This is a genomic window from Thermus aquaticus (assembly GCF_001280255.1).
In the GTDB taxonomy this organism is placed as follows: domain Bacteria; phylum Deinococcota; class Deinococci; order Deinococcales; family Thermaceae; genus Thermus; species Thermus aquaticus.
The window spans coordinates 1-16705 of the sequence record NZ_LHCI01000097.1 but is presented as its reverse complement, the minus strand read 5'-3'; the positions used below and the strand labels follow the sequence as shown (position 1 = coordinate 16705).

The 16705-nt window shown below is 65.4% G+C and carries 16 protein-coding genes and 2 pseudogenes; 8 read left to right on the top strand and 10 right to left on the bottom strand.

Annotated elements, in window-relative coordinates:
* Together BVI061214_RS00730 and BVI061214_RS00725 are read left to right on the top strand one after the other, a co-directional pair.
* A pseudogene (locus BVI061214_RS00730) lies at positions 1–410 on the top strand (DUF2141 domain-containing protein); the annotation flags it as partial.
* Between the two features lie 184 nt (positions 411–594).
* Positions 595–1560 (top strand): site-specific integrase, encoded by a 966-nt coding sequence (locus tag BVI061214_RS00725; protein ID WP_053766899.1) that lies wholly within the window; start codon positions 595–597, stop codon positions 1558–1560.
* A 21-nt stretch (positions 1561–1581) separates the two neighbouring features.
* Here BVI061214_RS00725 and BVI061214_RS00720 read toward each other — a convergent pair whose 3' ends face one another.
* The gene (locus tag BVI061214_RS00720; protein WP_162207988.1) at positions 1582–3615 is read right to left on the bottom strand and encodes an HsdM family class I SAM-dependent methyltransferase; all 2034 of its coding nucleotides are present in this window, start codon (positions 3613–3615) and stop codon (positions 1582–1584) included.
* 81 nt (positions 3616–3696) lie between these two features.
* On the opposite strand from BVI061214_RS00720, the gene BVI061214_RS13120 reads away from it, so the two are divergent.
* The gene (locus BVI061214_RS13120; RefSeq protein ID WP_162207987.1) at positions 3697–4032 is read left to right on the top strand and encodes a hypothetical protein; all 336 of its coding nucleotides are present in this window, start codon (positions 3697–3699) and stop codon (positions 4030–4032) included.
* 125 nt (positions 4033–4157) lie between these two features.
* Here BVI061214_RS13120 and BVI061214_RS00715 read toward each other — a convergent pair whose 3' ends face one another.
* The 9 genes and pseudogenes from BVI061214_RS00715 to BVI061214_RS00675 all read right to left on the bottom strand — a co-directional run bounded on the left by BVI061214_RS00715 (position 4158) and on the right by BVI061214_RS00675 (position 11317).
* On the bottom strand, positions 4158–5012 hold the full coding sequence (locus tag BVI061214_RS00715; RefSeq protein ID WP_053766903.1) for a ParB/RepB/Spo0J family partition protein: 855 nt from the start codon (positions 5010–5012) through the stop codon (positions 4158–4160).
* Between the two features lie 35 nt (positions 5013–5047).
* Positions 5048–5998, bottom strand: coding sequence for a ParA family protein (locus tag BVI061214_RS00710; RefSeq protein ID WP_053766897.1), 951 nt, complete (start codon positions 5996–5998; stop codon positions 5048–5050).
* 40 nt (positions 5999–6038) lie between these two features.
* Positions 6039–6458, bottom strand: coding sequence for a type II toxin-antitoxin system VapC family toxin (locus tag BVI061214_RS00705; protein ID WP_082333084.1), 420 nt, complete (start codon positions 6456–6458; stop codon positions 6039–6041).
* A complete protein-coding gene (locus tag BVI061214_RS00700) occupies positions 6455–6721 on the bottom strand; it encodes a type II toxin-antitoxin system prevent-host-death family antitoxin (protein ID WP_038032046.1) in 267 nt (88 codons plus the stop codon). The genes BVI061214_RS00705 and BVI061214_RS00700 overlap by 4 nt, the downstream gene beginning before the upstream one ends.
* A gap of 34 nt (positions 6722–6755) precedes the next feature.
* Positions 6756–7106: a hypothetical protein gene (locus tag BVI061214_RS00695; RefSeq protein WP_211256765.1), complete on the bottom strand. Its 351-nt coding sequence runs from the start codon at positions 7104–7106 to the stop codon at positions 6756–6758.
* Positions 7107–7246: 140 nt separating this feature from the next.
* Positions 7247–7894: a hypothetical protein gene (locus tag BVI061214_RS12770; RefSeq protein ID WP_053766896.1), complete on the bottom strand. Its 648-nt coding sequence runs from the start codon at positions 7892–7894 to the stop codon at positions 7247–7249.
* A gap of 5 nt (positions 7895–7899) precedes the next feature.
* Positions 7900–8970 (bottom strand): helix-turn-helix domain-containing protein, encoded by a 1071-nt coding sequence (locus tag BVI061214_RS13345; protein ID WP_053766901.1) that lies wholly within the window; start codon positions 8968–8970, stop codon positions 7900–7902.
* Positions 8971–9248: 278 nt separating this feature from the next.
* On the bottom strand, positions 9249–9905 hold the full coding sequence (locus BVI061214_RS00680; RefSeq protein WP_053766895.1) for a helix-turn-helix domain-containing protein: 657 nt from the start codon (positions 9903–9905) through the stop codon (positions 9249–9251).
* A gap of 186 nt (positions 9906–10091) precedes the next feature.
* Positions 10092–11317: pseudogene (locus BVI061214_RS00675) on the bottom strand (IS256 family transposase).
* A 60-nt stretch (positions 11318–11377) separates the two neighbouring features.
* On the opposite strand from BVI061214_RS00675, the gene BVI061214_RS13575 reads away from it, so the two are divergent.
* The 5 genes from BVI061214_RS13575 to BVI061214_RS00660 all read left to right on the top strand — a co-directional run bounded on the left by BVI061214_RS13575 (position 11378) and on the right by BVI061214_RS00660 (position 16583).
* Positions 11378–11884, top strand: a complete 507-nt coding sequence (locus tag BVI061214_RS13575) for an RNA-guided endonuclease InsQ/TnpB family protein (RefSeq protein WP_413252039.1) — start codon at positions 11378–11380, stop codon at positions 11882–11884.
* Positions 11832–12071 (top strand): helix-turn-helix domain-containing protein, encoded by a 240-nt coding sequence (locus tag BVI061214_RS00670; protein WP_014516141.1) that lies wholly within the window; start codon positions 11832–11834, stop codon positions 12069–12071. The genes BVI061214_RS13575 and BVI061214_RS00670 overlap by 53 nt, the downstream gene beginning before the upstream one ends.
* A 97-nt stretch (positions 12072–12168) precedes the next feature.
* Entirely contained in the window at positions 12169–13653 is a 1485-nt protein-coding gene (locus BVI061214_RS00665) for a hypothetical protein (protein WP_053766916.1), read from the top strand.
* A gap of 265 nt (positions 13654–13918) precedes the next feature.
* A complete protein-coding gene (locus tag BVI061214_RS12250; RefSeq protein WP_014632236.1) occupies positions 13919–15394 on the top strand; it encodes a radical SAM protein in 1476 nt (491 codons plus the stop codon).
* Entirely contained in the window at positions 15387–16583 is a 1197-nt protein-coding gene (locus BVI061214_RS00660) for an MFS transporter (protein WP_003043751.1), read from the top strand. The genes BVI061214_RS12250 and BVI061214_RS00660 overlap by 8 nt, the downstream gene beginning before the upstream one ends.
* Positions 16584–16705 lie beyond the last annotated feature (122 nt).

Here is a 16705-nt window from a genome sequence, read left to right as displayed (position 1 = left end):
CCTACCCGGTCCCCGTGCGGGTGGCGGCGGAAGGGGGGCTTGCCGCCTACCTCGCCCCGAACCCCGCCCAGGGCACGGCCCACCTCCGGGTGCGGGCGCCCACGGGGACGGCCCCCGGGGCCTACCGGGTGCGCCTGGAAGGGGGCGGGGCCTGGGCCACGGCGGAGGTCCAGGTGGAGGCCCTTCCCGCCCGGGTGGTCCTCTCCGCCTGTTCCGGGGAGGGGTCTTGCCGGAGCCTCGTCCTGCCCCCGGACGGGGGGCCTTTCCGGCTTGAGGGCCTCTCCCCCGGAACCTACCGCCTCCTCGCCTTCCTGGACCGGGACGGGGACGGGGCCCTGGACCCGGAGGAGCCCCGGGGAGAGGCGGAGGCCAGGCCCCCGGCCACGGGGGTGCGCCTCCTGGTGCGCTGACCCTCCAGAATGCCTGCTCCCACTTTTTCCTGCCACACCCACAGCAGGCCCGCTCTCAGCCCTCACGGAAAGAGGGCTAGGGTGGGAAGGGTAGGGTGAAGAACGGGAAAAGCCGGAGGGGGAAAAGTCTTAGCTACACACGGGGTGGCGGCGGAGAGGGGTTGTAGCTAAGATGGTGGCAAGGATGGCCGAGAGCCTTGGGCTGGAGGTTTGGGACCACCCCGAGGAACGGAAGCGGGTGGTGGGAGAGGCGTTGGCCCGCTGGGACGAGGAGGTCCTGAAGGAAGCCCTCTGGGCCTACCTGGTCCGCCGCCGCAAGAAGCCCGACCGGGCGGCCCCCCATTACGTGGGCTACTTCGTGCGCTGGCTGGCCTTGAAGGGGCGGCGGTGGCCCCACCTGGAGGCCGAGGACCCCAAGGCCTTCCTCCTGGAGGCCAAGGAGAAGGGCTTCCCCGGAGGGGAAAGGGGGCCCCTCTCCTGGGGCACCGTGGAGCGGGCCCGGGCAAGCCTCAGGCACCTCTTCCCCTTCCTGGACTGGGCCGGGCATCCCATGCCGTCCCACGTGCGCCTCCCCTCCCGCCAGGAGCTTCCCGTGGTCGCCCCCTCCCGGGCCATGCCCGAGGAGGCCTACCAGGACCTCCTGGAAAAGGCCGGGGCCTATCCCCTCGCCTACTGGCGTCCCCTCCTCCGGGTCCTCCTCGTCCTCCTGGGGGAGGTGGGCCTCACGGTGAAGGAGGTGGCGGACCTCTGGAAGGAGGACGTGCGGGAGAAGAGCCTACTGGTGCGGGGGACCAAGCTCCGGGAGGTCCCCCTCTCCCCTCTCGCCCGGGAGGTCCTCGCCGACTGGCTCCCCCAGAGGGCCTTCCTCGCCTCCCACCAGCCCCTCCCCTACCCCCACCTCCTCCTCAAGCCCGCCCCGGGGAAGAACCGGGGGAAGCCCCTTGGCCTGGAGGAGGCCAAGTGGATCCTCACCGAGTTCGCGGACTTCGCCGGGGTGAAGGCGGAGGGCAAGAAGCGGGCCGACCTCGCCCTCCCCTTGCGCTGGCGGGCCATCCGCCGCTTCCTCAAAGAAGGCCACCCCAGGGAGAAAGTGGCCTACTGGACCGGGATGAAGAGCCTCGTGGTGCCGGGGTGGGGGGAGGAGTTCTAGGCCGTTTTCAACCCCAGCCCCTTAAGTGGAGGTATTCCCTCCCGGGTTGTTCTCGGACTCCTTGTCCCCGACGCTTGGTGGCCTCAAGAAAGGAACAAAGGTGAACCCCTCCTCCTCCTGGGCCCTCAGACCCAGGAGGCCCCTTTGGGCCTGGACCAGACCCTCAAGGTATTCCCGAACGGGGCGGCTCACCTCTTCCGCCCAGCTGGGGCTCTTCGGTTTCGGGATCCTCACCTCTTTCCAGTAGTCTCCTACGTCCTCCCGGTTCGTCTGCATCAGAGTGACCCGCCGCCAGCTTTCCCTGACCGCCCTCAAAGAGAGAGCCCAGAAGAGGTAGAAAGGCGTGTACCCCTCCCTTTCGCCCTCCTCCGTGCTCCTCAGGACGAGCACCTCCTTGGTTAGCACCCGCTCCTCCTCGCCAGGGAGCAGGACGGCAAACTCCCCAATATTGCTACTCGCCCGGATGGGAGTGAGGAGATCCCAAGCCCGAAGCCCGCTCTCCTCCCCTCTCCAGAGCCTCCTCGCCACCTCCCTCGGGACCAGGTTGGTGGGGTTGACGTTCACCCTTCCAGCCCGGAGGTCGCTCACCTTGATGTAGGGGACCTCGCCCCTACGGTTCAGGCGATCCGGGCTACCGTGGCCGAAGCGGTACTCCAGGAAGCCTCTCTCCACCAGCTCTCCCAGGCTCACCCCCTCGAGGCCCTTTTCCTCCAGAAGGCGGTTTAGGGGCTCTTCGTACCTGGGGTCGTAGTAGCGGGGGACGAGCACCCCTCGCCGATACACCTCCCCAAGCCTCACCTGAACGGCTCCAGGGGGAAGCTCGCCTTTCTTGCTCAAGAGCACGTGCTCCCAGAGCTCGTTGTCGGGGATGTCCTTCCCGTCAGGGCCTATGCCACAGGTGTGGGGGTTGAGGAAGAGGACAGGGGCCTCGAGGTCGGGCTCGCTTGCGAGCTTCTCAAAGACGAAAAAGCTAGTCTTAGCCCTGGCATATTGCTGAAAGGCCTCCATAGGGATATTGGCCACCACCAGGGGGCGAAGGCGGGGGCGGAGCCAGTCCATCACCCAGCGGTAGGAGCGGCTGAAGAAGTAGGTTTCGGGAAGAACGATCCCCACACGCCCTCCAGGCTTTAGGAGCCAGTAGGCGAGCTCCAGGAAGACCAGGCCTATGGGAACCTTCTTCATAGAGCCCCCATCCGCCAGGTGGATAGAAAAGCCGCTTTGGGCGAGGTCTTCTCTGCTTACTACCAGGTCCTTACCGAAGGGAGGGTTGGTGAGCACCAGGTCAAAGCGCCCCTCCTGCAGTTCGGACTGCAGGTGAGGAAAGCTCTTGGGCCACTCGTGCCTCCTGATGGAGTCTCCCCGGAAGATATGGGCCGAGCCGTCCCCACCGATCTGCATGACCGCCTTGGCCAACTTGACGGCCACGTGGTCCTTGTCCACCCCGTAGAGGTGGGTCTGGGCCCAGCGGACCGCTTGAGTGGGGTCTCCCTTCGCTTTCTCCACCAGGTTGAAGAAGGCCTCGATCAAAAAGCCCCCAGTACCGCAAGCTGGATCGATCACCAAGTCGTCCCACTCCACCTCCGTAAGGACCACGCCCGCTTTGATGACCGACTGGGGGGTGAAGAACTGGCCGTCCGCCGAGCGCAGGGCCTCCGTCCGGAGCACCTGGAAGGCCTGGGCCACCGCCTCGCTTCCCGCCTCGATGAGGCGGTACCCCTCCAAAGCCTCCACCACCAGGTGGATAGAACGGTCCGTCAGCCTCAGCGTCCGCTCCTCCTCGCTGGTGAAGAGCTCGGGGTAGACCCGGGTAAAGTTGCGGAACCACTCCCGGATCATCCGCGCGGTGTCCTCGGGAGTGGAGAGGGCCCGCCAGCGCACCTCCGCCTCCTCTCCTTCGGCCTTGGCTCTCCTGTCGCCATCCAGCTTCAAAAGGATGAGGTTGCAAAGCTCGCTCAGGCGGTCATCAGGACGGACCACGTTAGCGTCTTCGGAGGCCAAGCGGTCCATGAGGTCGGAGAAGAGTTTTCTCAAGACGTCCTGGCTAGGAACGGTCAAGTCCTTGTACCGAAGAGGTACGCGGTCAGGCACTATCGGGTCCCCGGGAGAGGGGATGTCCTTGACCAGCTTGCGCCTAGGATGCGCCTCTCCACGGTAGAGGAAAAGGGCGGGAGCGGAAGGGTCAGCGGAGTTGGTCCAGATTCCAAGCTCTACAGAAGGTTCCAGGGACATGTAAGCCTGCAGTTGAGAGATCCCGGCTTCCTCCTTGGGTTGTTTGGTCTCAATAACGATGCGAGGAAGAGAAGGATCCTCCGTAGAGGTGTCAAAGATAGCGATGTCAACGGGGAAACCCTCATAGCTTCTCCCCTTCTCCCGCTTGTGGGCCTCCGAGGGGCTCTTGGGCACCCGCCACTCCCTCTTGCCGAAGCGGATCTGCTCAAGTTTATAGCCTTTGGTAAGGAGATACTGCACTAAGGGGCCCACCACCTGCTCCTGCTCAGGACCCTCCTTGAGTTGGCTCCTCACTTCCTCCACCAGACCTTGGCTCAGCTGACCTTGCGCCTCCACCTTCGCCCCCGCCTCCTAGAGAAAAACCGCACCTAACCAAGCAGTTCCTTGAGCTCCGCTAAGAGCGCTTCTACCCTGGCCCGCTTTTCAGGGAGCAGGGCCTCGAGGTCCAGCCGCAAGAGCCTCTCCCCCACCTCCCGGTGCCAGGGCTTGGGGGCCTTCTCCTTCTGCAAAAGCTCCCGCACCCGGGCCTTCAGGTCCCGCAGGGAGAGGCCCGCCCTCGCCTCCTCCAGGAGGGCCTTCCGCGAGGACTCGTCCTTCACCTTCTTGAGCTCCAGGGCGGCGGTGTAGGGGATGGACCCCTCCTCCAGGGCCGCCTTGAGGTTCTCGGGGAGGTTGAGGAGGGGGAGGCGGGCCTGGACGAAGGACTCCCAACCCATGCGGCCCAGGGCCCGGAAGACCTCCTCCACCCTCCGGGCCTCGAGGCTCCCCAAAACGTTTTGGGGAACTTTCCTCCTCGCCTCGTCCCGCATCCGGTGGAGCAGGGCCACCACCTCCTCCACGGGCCTCCCCAAGTCTTCCGACAGGAGGTCCAGGACCCCCAGGGTCTCCTCGTAGGGGTTCAGGTCCTCCCGCTGAAGGTTCTCCACCAGGGCGAAAAGCTTCGCCTCCTTTTCGGAGAGCTCCACCACCCGCACCGGGACCTCGGAAAGCCCCGCCATCCTCGCGGCCCGGTACCGCCTCTCCCCGGCCACGATGGCGTACTTCCCGTCCCCCAAGGGCCGCACCAGGAGGGGCTCCAGAACCCCGTGCGCCCGGACGGACTCCGCCAGGGCCTTCAGGGAGGCTTCCTCGAAGCGGCGCCGGGGCTGGGGACGGGGGGAGAGGGCCTCGAGGGGGAGGAGGCGCCCGCCCCCTACCTCGGAGAGGTCCAGGGCCCGGGCCAGATCAGGAGGTAGAAAGGGGCTGATGGGGTTGCGCTTCACGCCGCCACCTCCTCCCGCAGAAGCGTCTCCTCCACGAGGTCGCCAAGGGCCTTGAACTCTCGGATCACCTCATCTCCCCCTACCAGCTGAACGGGTACGCCCTTAGCCTGAGCCTCCCGGTACACGGCGGGCCTCCTGGTCAGGGGTGGGGCCACGGGCACAGCTCCGCTCAGGGCCTCCTCGAGGGCCTGCAGGGCCTCCCGGTCCCGGGCGGTGCCCTCCGCATGGGTGGGAACCACCAGGCGCACGAAGCTCCGACCCGCCCAAAGGCGCATCCGCTGAAGGGAAATCCCATAGCCGCGGGCCACCTGGACCACGGTGCGCAAGGCCTGGGCCCCCTTCCGGGAAAGCTCCACGGGAACGACAAGCCCGTCCCCAGCCAAGGCAGCGGCCACCGCCAGAGAGCCCAGGGAGGGAAGCGAGTCCACGAGGATGAGGTCGTAGACCTCCCGAAGCTCGTTTAGCGCTCCCCGGAGGGCAAAGGCGTTGTGGGGCTCGCGGGAGAGGAGAACCTCGGCCCGGGCCAACTCCACCTGGGCGGGGAGAAGGTGGAGGTTGGGCAGAACTTCCTTGGGCTGAGGGGTGGCTCGACCTTCGAACACGGCGAGGGCGGTTTCCTCTTCTGGAACCTCCTCATGTCCCAACCAGGCGGAGAGGTTAGCCTGGGGGTCCATGTCCACCAGGAGCACCCGCTTCCCCCTCGAGGCCATCTCATAGCCGAGGTCCCGGGTGAGGGAGGTCTTCCCCGCCCCCCCGGCGTGGGTGAAGAGGGTGAGGACCCTGCCCTGGGCCGGGCCTTCCTCCGGCACCTCCTCCCGGACCATCCACCACTCCCCCACCCGTTCCGCCTGGATCTTCCCCTCGCGGAGCATCTTGTGGGCGGTGCTGTAGGGGAGACCCCGCTCCCGGGCCCACAAGGCCAGCGGCTTTAGCTTTACCCGTGCCATGTTGCCCCCATCATAACACGTGTTGCCAAATACCCTCTCCTCAAGGAGCCTCCCACGGGCTGAACACCCGCACGGGCACGCCCTCAAAAGGCCTCAGGTTGCGGGTGACCAGCACCAGGCCGTGCCGCAGGGCCGTGGCCGCCAGCAGGGCATCTAGGGGGGAGAGGCTCCTTCCCTCCACCATGGCCCGCCCGGTGAGCTCTCCCCAGACCTCCATCACCTCTGCATCTAGGGGAAGGATCCGCCCCGCGAAGCGGCGTCTGATCCCGTCCAGCCAGGCCTCCAGCCGGGGACGCCGCTCCGAGGGAGCCCGCACCACCCCTTGCACCAGCTCCCCCAAGGTGAGGGCAGAAAGGTAAGCCTCCCCCAGGGGCACCGCCTCCAGCCAGGCCAAGACCGCAGGGTGGGGTTCCCGCTTGGCCACCTCGGAGACCACGTTGGTGTCCAAGAGGTAGCTCAAAGTTCCACCTTCCGGTAGGCGATCCCCTCCCTCTCCGGAGGGAAGAGGGCCTCCACCTCCTCATTGGGGAGGGGTTCTTGGGGGCGAAGGGCCTCCAGGAGGCGGGTCTCCCTGCCCGCCAGGCGGGCGTAGGCCTCCCAGGAGAGGACCACCACCGCCCGCTTGCCCCGGCGGGTCACCACCTGGGGGCCGGAGCGCAGGGCCTCCTCCACCAGCTCGGAGAAGCGGGCCTTGGCCTCTTGCAGCTGCCAGGTCTTGTCCACAGCCCAAGCTTAGCACAACTGGTCAGACTAGGCTTTAGCCAGCCCCCGGGCAAAGGACCCTTCCGCTCAAGAGCAGCACCTCCTCCCCCAGGAGCCTCCCCCGCTCCACCCGTCCCAGGACCAGGGCGAGCCCCCCTGGGGCTGGGACCAGGTGGGGGCGCACGGGAAGAAAGCGCACGGGGAAGGGAGGAGCTTCCTCAGGGTCCTTGGGCACCACCCAGACCCTTCCCACACCCTCGTGAGCCCCCAGCCATTCCCCCAAGAGGCTGAAGCGCAGAGGTTCGTCGGGAAGGAAGCCCACCGGGGCCGGGGCCAGGAGGGACCAGTGGGCCACCACCACTTCGGTGACGAACCCTTCCCGGTCGGTGCGAAACCAGAGGACCACCTGGTGGAAGCCCGTCCCTGGGCCCTTACCTCCCAGAAACCTGGCCCGCAAGGTGAAAAGTCCCCGCGCCTCCAGGCGAAGGCTACGCCCACAGCCCGAAGGGGAGAGATGGGCCACCCCGTGGAGGAAAGCCTTGTGCCCTAGTCGTCCCACAGGGGAACAAGCTCGGCCTTCCTCACCACCATCCGCCTGCTCTTGGGCCTCAGCTCCCCCTCCAGGTACACCCCGCTGCCCAGGGAAGGAAGCCCCTCCAGGAGGGCCAGGGCGGCGTGCAGGGTGAGGCGGAAGGGTTCCTTGAGGACCCCTTGGGGGTTGGGACGGATCTCCACCACCAGCCGCCCCTCCTCCCGGTCCACCCCCACCAGGCGGCCCCGCGCCTGGAAGCGGGATGGCTCCACCCCCGGCCTCCGGGAAAACCCCAAGGCGGGGGAGTGCCAGGGGGACCAAAGGCCCTGGGCGTTCGTACGAGGGGAGAAGCGGGCTAAGACGGTGCGCCCCAAGTGGCGCTGGAAGGCCCAGAAGGGGATCCGCTCCCACACTTCCCGGGGAAAGCGCAGGGGCACCTCCCCCAAGGCGGGATCCCGCAGGACGTAGACCCATCGGGGACGCCCCCCCTCCTGAGAGCCTTCCCCCTTGCCCTTGGGGGGCAGGATCTTGCGCTCCAGGGTGCCCCAAAGCTCCAGCCGGGCGAAATACCAGTCCTGTGGCCTAGACTCCTCGCCTTCCGAGAAGCCTTCCCCAAGGGGTTTCTCCCCCGACGAAGCGGGGAGGAGTTCGGCTTCCAGCATCTCCCTCACCCTACCACACGGGCCTCAAGGAGAAGTTCCCTGGGCACCCGGTAGGCCACCCCGTCCACCTCCAGGAAGGCCTCCTTACCCCCTCCTGTCCAGCCCCCGAAGTAGCCCCGCCTGCCATCGGGCAGGAGGAGCAGGTCGCCGTCTTGGAAAGGCGGGGCCTCGAGGGAAGAGGTCAGGGAAGGGGCTTGGGCCCCCTCGGGGGCTAGCTCCTGAAGCAACCGCTCCAGGTAGGCCGCCGGGTAGCGCACCACCCCCCGCCTCGCCCCTTCCAGGGTGCGGGCCACGACCTCCAGAAAGGCCGTCCCCAGGGGCAGGGCCCCCCGCTCCAGGCGGTGGAGGTAGGCCCCGAAGAGGGCCGGGGTGGCGAAGCCGGGGCGGAAGACCCGCCAGAACTCCCGCCAAAGCCCCGCCCCCTCCAGGGCGGCCCGCAGGGACTTCGTGCCCGGCTTCACAAGCGGCGGGGAAGCTTGGGTCAAGACAGAAGTTCCGCTCCCTCCCGGAGGAAAAGCAAGGGAGGCTTCCACCTCGTGGCCTTCCCCTAAGGGTTCCGCTAGGGGTTCCTCCCAAAGCTCCTCCTCCCCCTCTGCCGAAGGCGGGGTGGGTGGGTGGGATAGAGGATGAGGAGGTTTTTTCTTTTCTTCTTCTCTTATTTCTTCTAGGACCGAGCCAAGCTCGTCTGGCACGGCCTTTTCCCCGCTTTCCCCCTGCACGGCGTGCAAGGAGCTTTGCACAGCGTGCGCCTTGGGGAGCACGGCGCGCAAGGGGGCAAAGTAGCCGTAGCCGCCCCGCTCCACCAGGCCAAGCTCCCAGAGTTCCAGGAGGGCCTTCTCCACGGTGCGGGGGTCGAAGCCCAGGAGGAGGGCGAGGTCCTGGGCCGTGGCCTCCTTCCCCTCCAGGCGGGCCCGGGAGAGGAGGGTGAGGTAGACCAGGCGGGGGATGGGCTTGAGGCGCTTCCCTCCCACCTCGCCGGAGAGGGCCTGCTTGAGGATGGGGTTCGGGATCAGGGTGAAAGCCGAAGGGTGGTCCAGGTAGGTCCAAGCCTTGGAGTGAGCTTTTTTGCGTCCCACGGTGCTTTTTGGGCCTTTTACCCCGGCCCTGGGGCCCGTGGGGTTGCCCAAAGAGGTTGACTCTCCCTCTGCGGCTTGGTATCCTAGCCTTGGGAAGGGGCGGATACCAAGCTTGAGAGCAAGCTGTCGGGGGCAACCCCGATCCGCTTCTTTTTGGAGGCCGCTAAGTTAGCCTGTTCCTCTCACCTCCCTTGTCTTGCCATATTAGCATAGCCCTGTGCCAAGCAAAGACCACACTCCAAGGCTAGCACACCGAATGATCCTTTAGCAACAGGGGGTTATCCCTGCACCCACCAAGCCCGCACCAGGCCGAGGATCTCCGGTTCCCGGCCCTCGGTCCAGAGGGTGGGAAGCCCTTGGAGGAGGGGGTAGAGGGCGAAGTTTTTCCTTTCCAGGTCCTCGTGGGTGAAGAGGGCGGGGTGGCCCTCGAGGCGGCCCACGTAGACCCCTTCCCGGGCCACCAGGGGCCTCAGCTCCGCCAGAAGGCGCAGGGGTTTGGTGAGGGGGAAGGGGAGGGTGAGGGAGAAGAGCCAGGGCCCGGGAAGCTCCAGGAAGGCGAGCTTGTCCACCAGGGCTCCCTTGGGCAGGTCCTCGGGGGCCAGGTAGGCCTGGCGGGCGCTTTCCCCGGAGAGGGCGGCTTGCAGGGAGGGGTAGAGGGGAAGCGCCACGGGACGGCGCTCCTCGAGGCCCTCCGGGAGCCCTTCGTCCAGGAGGACGGAGAGGGGAAGGCCCAGGACCCGGGCCAGGTTGGTGAGGTAGAGGGCGGAGAGGGAACGGGGGTCGGTGGCCCCGCGCTCGATCTTGGCCATGAGGCTGAAGGAGAAGCCCGCCATGCGGGCGAGCTCCTCCTGGGTCAGGCCCAGCTCCTTGCGGCGCTCGATGATGGCGCGGATGCGAGGAGGCAGGGCCTCTTGGGGCTGTTTGCGGCGTGGCATGGCCTCATCCTAAAGTAACGGACTTGATTAGGCAATCTAGGGTCTGTTCGCACCCTCCGGTCGGGTTGCGATTTTTGGTTTGCCTTCCCCACCCCAAGAGCGGGACCATGTTCACGTGACGCCTGAACCCCCTGTCTTCTTTAATGCGCCTTCTCTGGAACTGCCTCTACAACCGCCTTGGTCGTGTCAAGATTTATGTGTAAGCGTCTGTGTACGGGGGGCATACCTCTCCAGAAGCATCTTCTCCAGCACTTCCCGCACCTCAGCAAAGCCCTTCAATCGCCGCTCAGACCACCTCCCCTCCTGACGCTCCGCCGCTTTGGGGCCCCTACCCCAAATGAACCGCCAAGTAAAGGAGCTTAAACACAGACTCGGGTCGGGGGAACTTATGATCCCGCACCTTCGTCCCACGCCTCACCAGAACGCTAGCCCTTCGGGCTGAGCCCGGATGAACCTCTCCATCAGGTTGGTGCTCCGCAGATAGGGCCAGAGCACCTGGGGGTAATCGTGGAAACGGAGCAGAGCCCCCGAGTTCTCCCACCAGGAGGCCACCAGGGAAGGGTACCTGGCACCCCAGGCCTCCCTCAGCCTCTCCAAAGCACCCAGGGCTTCCTGTCGGCTCCCCGCCATGTACACCCCCTTCAGGTCTTGGGCCAAAAGAGCCCTGTCCCGGGAACGCACCTGCCCCAGGCTAGAGCGCACCATGTGCACCACGCACCGCTGCCACCCCGCCATGGGATAAACCCTCCTGATGGCCTCCTCTATCCCAGGTAGACCATCGGTGACCAACAGCAACACCCGCCTTAGCCCCCTTTCCCAAAGCTCCTTCAGCACCTCCCCCCAGGCATGGGCGTTCTCCGTGGGAAGGAGCCAGGTCAGCCGAAGGCTATCTTGCAGCCCAGAACCTGCCTCTCCCCTTTGGGGGTCACCCCCAGGGCCACGTATACGGCCGCCCTCTCCACCCCAAGTCCCTCCCTGAGCACCTTCAAGAAAAAGCCATCCAGGTAAACAAAGGCCATCTCCTCCGGCAAAGGCCGCTTCTGGAAAGCCTCGGCCGCTTCCAGCACCTGGTCGGTGATGGCGCTGATGGTTTCGTGGGTGTACCGGTGGCCCAGCAAGAGGCTCATCACCTCCGCCGCTTTGCGTTGACTCACCCCAGCGGCGTAAAGGGCAATGGCCACCTCCCCCACGTCCACCTGACGGCGGGCATAGGGTTGAAGGAGGCTGGGATAGTATTTCCCTTCCCGATCCCGGGGGATGGCCAGCTTCACCTGGCCAAAGGCGGTCTCCAGCTTGCGGGGGTAGTAGCCGTTCTTGCGTCCCCCGTGCTGGCGCAAGAAGGCTTCCCGGTCGGCGTCCAGGAGAATCTGCAAGACCTCGGTCACCGTCTGCCTCACCGCTTCCCTTAGCATCACCTGCAAGGTATCCTGGTCCACGGGGTACCTCCTTCCTAATCCTGGTACCCCCCTTTTATACACAAACTCCTACACATAATTCCTTACACGACCATCGTTCACGAGAATCTGAACATCCAAGCCCTATCCCGCTCCCGTCTATCCAAAGGAGTTCTGGATGCGGGTTGGGCGCAGTTTCTCCAAATCCTCGCCTACAAAGCGGAAGAAGCTGGTAGGCGGGTCGTGGGGGTAGACCCCCAACATACAAGCCAGGACTGTCCAGTGTGCGGCCACCGGGAAAAGCGTCCCCTCTGGGTGAGGGAATTTACCTGTCCGGGTTGTGGGACTCCCCTGCATCGGGATGTGGCCGCCGCGCTGAATGTTCTGGCAAGGGCCTGGACGGGGCCTTCGGGGATGGGTACGGCGTGGGCCGTCCCGTGGTCACGGGCGAAGCCCGTATCTTGGGAACCGAGAAGCCTCGGACTTCAGTCCGAGGAGTCGTCACAGGACCAAGGAGAAGGGGGAGAACGCCATGGGAGGAAAGTTCGAGGGCAAGGTCAAGATCACGGAGGAACTCCTCTTTGATGAGGAGTTCATCGCCGAGCTCAAGCGCAGGCGGGAGACCCTGGGAGTCTCCGCCACCCGGTTCGCCCGGATGCTGGGCCTCCGGCCCCACTGGGTCTTGCGGGTGGAGCAGGGCAAGGACTACCTGGCCCGCAAGCCCTACTACCTGGTGAAGCGCTACCTCCGGGCCCTGGGCTTTGACGAATAGCTCCGGGACGCAAGGGGCCGTGCAGGGAGCTGGCATAGGTAGGGGGTACGGGTGCCCATGGCCCGCGGGCCCTGGGGCGGGCCGTTAGGCTGGTCCTATGGACCCATCCCGCCTCCCCATCGCCCTCCGCCTCCTGGAGGGGGGAAAGGACCGGGAGGCCCTGGCCCTCCTCCAAACCCCCCAAGAAGGCCTCCCCGAGGCGGAGCGCCTGGCCCTCCTGGGCTTCCTGGAGGGCCGCAAGGGGGACTGGGGAGGGTACCGGGCCCTGGCCCTGGAGGCCGCCCGGAGGGCCCAGACCCCCCTCACCCTCTACCACCTGGGCCTCGCCCTGCCCCCGAGGGAAGGGGCGGTGGCCCTGGAGGAGGCCCTCCACCGCTTCCGGGGGAACTCCCAGGCGGAGGCCCGGCTCCACCTGGCCCTGGCGGTGGTCCTGGAGCGCCTGGGCCGTCCCGAGGCCCTGGCCCATGCCGCCTTGGCCCGCCTCAAGGCCCCTTCCCCCTGGACCCGGCTCCACCACCTCCGCCTGGAGCTCTTCTTCGGCGCCCTTCCCCTCCCCGAGGTCCTGGAAGAGGGGGAGGAGTTCCTGCTCCACGAGCTGCCCGGGGTGCGCCTCCTGGCCGGGCACACCCTGGCCCTGGCCCACCTCCTCCGGGGCCAGCCCCGGCGGGCCCGGACCCTCCTCCAGGGCCTCCTTCCCCTCCTGGGCCCGGGCAGCCTCCCGAGCTTCCTGGTCCTTGGGGCCTTGGCCCTGGAACCCCTTAGGGCCCGGCTCCTCCTGGAAGCGGCCCAGGTCGGCCCCCAGGCGGGGTGGTCCCAGGGCTTCCTCCTCCTGGCCCAGGGGCTCCTGGAAGGGGGGGAGGCGGCCAGGGATCTCCTCCTCTCCGCCCACGGCCTCCTCCGGGAGGACGGGGCCCTCTACGCCCTCCTGGCCGAGGCCCGCCTCAGGGCCCTGGGGGCGGAGGTAGAGGCCCCACTGGCCCCCCGCCTGGCCCCCGCCCTCCGCCCCGAGGCCCGGGCCTTCCTGCTGGGCCGAGGGGAGGAGACCTCCCTCCGCCTCCTTGACGGAGGTCCCCTACCCTCCTTAGGGCCTAGGGGCACGGAGGCGCTGGCCCTCCTCCTTGCCCACGAGAAGGGCATATCGGGAGAAGCCCTGGCGGAGGCCCTCTACGGGGAACCCAACCTAGGGGCCTTGAAGACCCTCCTCCACCGCCTGCGGGCCAAGGGCTTCCGGATCTCCTGCGCCCCCTACCGTCTGGAAGACCCTCCTCCCTCGGACCTTTTGGCCTTTCTCAGGGCCCTTTCCGGGAGAGACCTGGAACAGGCCCTTGCCCTTTACCAGGGCCCCCTCCTCCCCTGGAGCCAGGCCCCGGGGGTGGAGGCGCTCCGCCTAGAACTGGAGGAGACCCTGCGCCGGGCGGTGCTGGCCTCGGGGGACCAGGAGGCCCTCTTCCTCCTCGCAGAGCGCTTGGGGGAGGACCTGGAGGTTTGGGAGGCCCTCCTGGAGGGGCTATCCCCCGAGGATCCCCGCTACCCCATCGCCCGGGCCCGGGTGGAGCGGCTTCGCCAGGAGTACGGGGTGTGAACCGGGAGGGAAGCAGTCGGGACTCCAGCAGGCCAGGGAAGGGGCGGGACCAGGGCCTCTTAGAAGGGCCAGGAGAAGCCATCCCACGAGGAGAACCCAAGGCCACCTGTGCCTCATGCTTCCAGGGTGCCAAGGGGGAGGTTACGCGGGGAGTCCAAGGTTACGCGAGGTTACGCAGGGGCCATCGTTGGGAAGAGCTTCCACGTAACCTGGACGTAACCTCCCCCCTGCTACCCTGGGGCTAACCCGTAAGGGGGTGGAAGAAATGCACGAGAGGGGTTTACAACTTCCAAAGGTCGTAGGCCAGCAGCATGATTTCCTGATGGTTGCCATTGATACAGGCAATTTTATATTGGCTTACGAGGAGGACCTCGAAGAAGGATTAGGCTCGGAATACGAAAGGCTTTGGGTCGAAGACGTGCCCCTTGTCCTTGCCAGCGACGCTAGCGTTGTCCTACGCAGAGAGCGGTTCGGGGGAATACTCTACGGCTTTAAGAGGGGCATTTTTCTCAATCAGGAAGCCTTCGACCTTGTTAGATCCTTTGTAGTTGCTACTAGGCCATCGCTGGCCCTCAAGCAAGTTCTCAAAGAAGGAGGCTTAAGTGAAATTACCAAGGGATTTGTAGAGGCAGCGGGGCATTTAATCCTTTACTTGATTGCCGAGGGATACCTTCGCCCTTCTCAAGAAGGGCTGGAATCTAAAGCTTTGTTCCTAGACGATCAACACTTCTCCGATGACCGGTACTATAGGCCTCTATCCATGGAAATCGAGCTCACGAATAGGTGCTATAGGCGTTGTGCATACTGTGCATACGAATCCGGCCCTGAACCCAAAATACCTCTTCGGGAAGAGCTGACTTTCGATGAGTGGGGATATATCTTGGATTCCATAAGAAAGGAAGGGGTCTTCTACCTTGAATTCACAGGAGGTGATCCACTGAGTAGGCCAGATGGATTGGAGATCATCCGCCTAGCGGACGAGCTAGGGTTTAGCGTTCAAGTTAACACCGACTTGTCCGTGTTGCGAGATAGCGACTTAGATAAGATTGCGTCCACAAAAAATCTGAACTTCGTGGGTACCACTTTAGACGGATCTAGTCCGGATAGCCACGATTTGCTTCGGGGTAAGGGGGGATTTAAGACTACCTTGCGGCAGATAAGTCTCATTGCCAAAGCCGGTATCCCTCTGGCTGTCTTCACGGTAGTTCACAAGAAGAACTACACTGAGATTAGAAAGATAGGTGAAATCGCAACACAAAACAACGCTATGTATGGGATTGCGCCCATGTATCCCGCAGGGCGCGGGGCAAGCTTGAATCATCTCGTTCTTAGCCAGGAAGAGTGGGACTTCGCTGTAGGGGAATACATGGACATGGTTAGATTAGGTGCGATTAAGCCCCACCAAAGGCTGTGGTATAAGCTTTCTAGAGAACTTAGATCGGAAAACCCGGCCCGCGATCAGATATGGCTTACCTCTAGGGGTAATCGTGCTCTTCGCGTAGATCCGAGGGGTAATGTCTACGTTTCTGCCAAATTGCGTGAGTGGCGGCCCAGGTATTCGTTCTTCGGCAACCTTCTAACGAGCACTTTAGCCGACATTTGGGAGAATTCGCCTCTACTGCAAGAGCTACGGAAAATACCTGTTCAACCGAACTTCTTTGATGCCGTGGACATTCGGACTATCCCCAATTACACCAGCGAAATCCCTCTAGCTGATGGCTCAGCGTCCCAGCATGGCTAAGGATTTAACTCCGCCCTCGGGTACCTTCTCCTTCTTCCTCCTCGCCTTCCTTCTAACCCTGACCGGCCAGGGCCTGGTGGTGGCGGGCCTATGGCGGTTCCTGGAAGCGGGAGCCTCGGGGCTACAAACTTCGGTCCTCACCCTGGTTCAAGCCTTAGCGAGCATCCTGACCCCCTTTCTCCTCCAATCCTGGCTTGAGACCAGGCCCCAAATGGTGCTCCGCCTCCTCGCCTTTGGCCTTGGGGTAGCGGCCCTCCTCGCCCTGGGAAGCCCTGGCCTTAGCACCTTTCTTCTCCTTTACGCCGCCTTGCTCGCCCTCTTCCTCTTCCTTACGGCTGCTCTGGCCATCTACGGCGTTTTACTGGGAAGCGCCCTGCCCCGCCTCTTCCCTAAGGAGGCCCTGTCCCAGGCCAACGCCCGCTGGGAAATGGCCAATACCTTGGGCCTGGTCCTGGCCCCCCTCATAGGGGGCTTTGCCGTGGACCGCCTGGGGCCCTACGCCCTTCCCCTCTTCGCCCTTCCTCTGGGGGTGGCCCTGGTCCTCCTCCTGGGCCTGAAGGCCCCTCCTCCCCTAGGCCCTTCCGAAGGGAGGCGGAAGGCCTTTGGGGGTGTACCCTTGGGTGTTCTCCTCCCCGTTGCTCTACCTGCCCTTCTCCCTGCCCTGGCCCTCACGGGGGGCGGGGTCCTCACCGCTCTTCTCTTCCACGACCTCAAGCGGCCCGAGGGGCTAGGTATCGCCTGGGCGGGCTTTAGCCTGGGGGGCTTCCTTGTGGCCCAGGCCCTTACCCGCGTCTCCCTCCCCCCGGTCCTTGGCCTCCTCGGGGGGCTTGGCCTCCTGGGCCTGGGCAACCTGGGGAACGGCCTCCTCCCTTACCCCCACCTCCTCCTCGGGTCTTTGGTCTCGGGGGCGGGGGTTTCCGTGGCCCGGATCGCCTTCCGGACCTTCCTCCAGCGGCTTGCCCCCCCGGAGACCCTGGTGGGCCTCTTTGCCTACGTCAACGTCCTCACCCAGACGGCCCGGGTCCTGGGCTCCCCCTTGGGCGGGGGGCTTGGGGACCTCCTGGGGCCCAGGGGGGCCTTCGTGGCCTTTGGGAGCGTTTTCCTCCTGGCCTCCCTTCTCTTTCCCCCTCTCCTCCGCCTCTCCCAAAGGGTTCTCTCCCCTCGTGGTGACGCCGAGGGGCGTGGGTGAGGCCCTCCTGGGCTCCACGGGCGGTATTCCCCTGCTGCTACTCTGGGGCTAACCCGTAAGGGGGTGAATGGCGATGCTCAAGGAGGTGCAAGAGGTCAGGGTCGGCGGCCGGACGCGGCGGG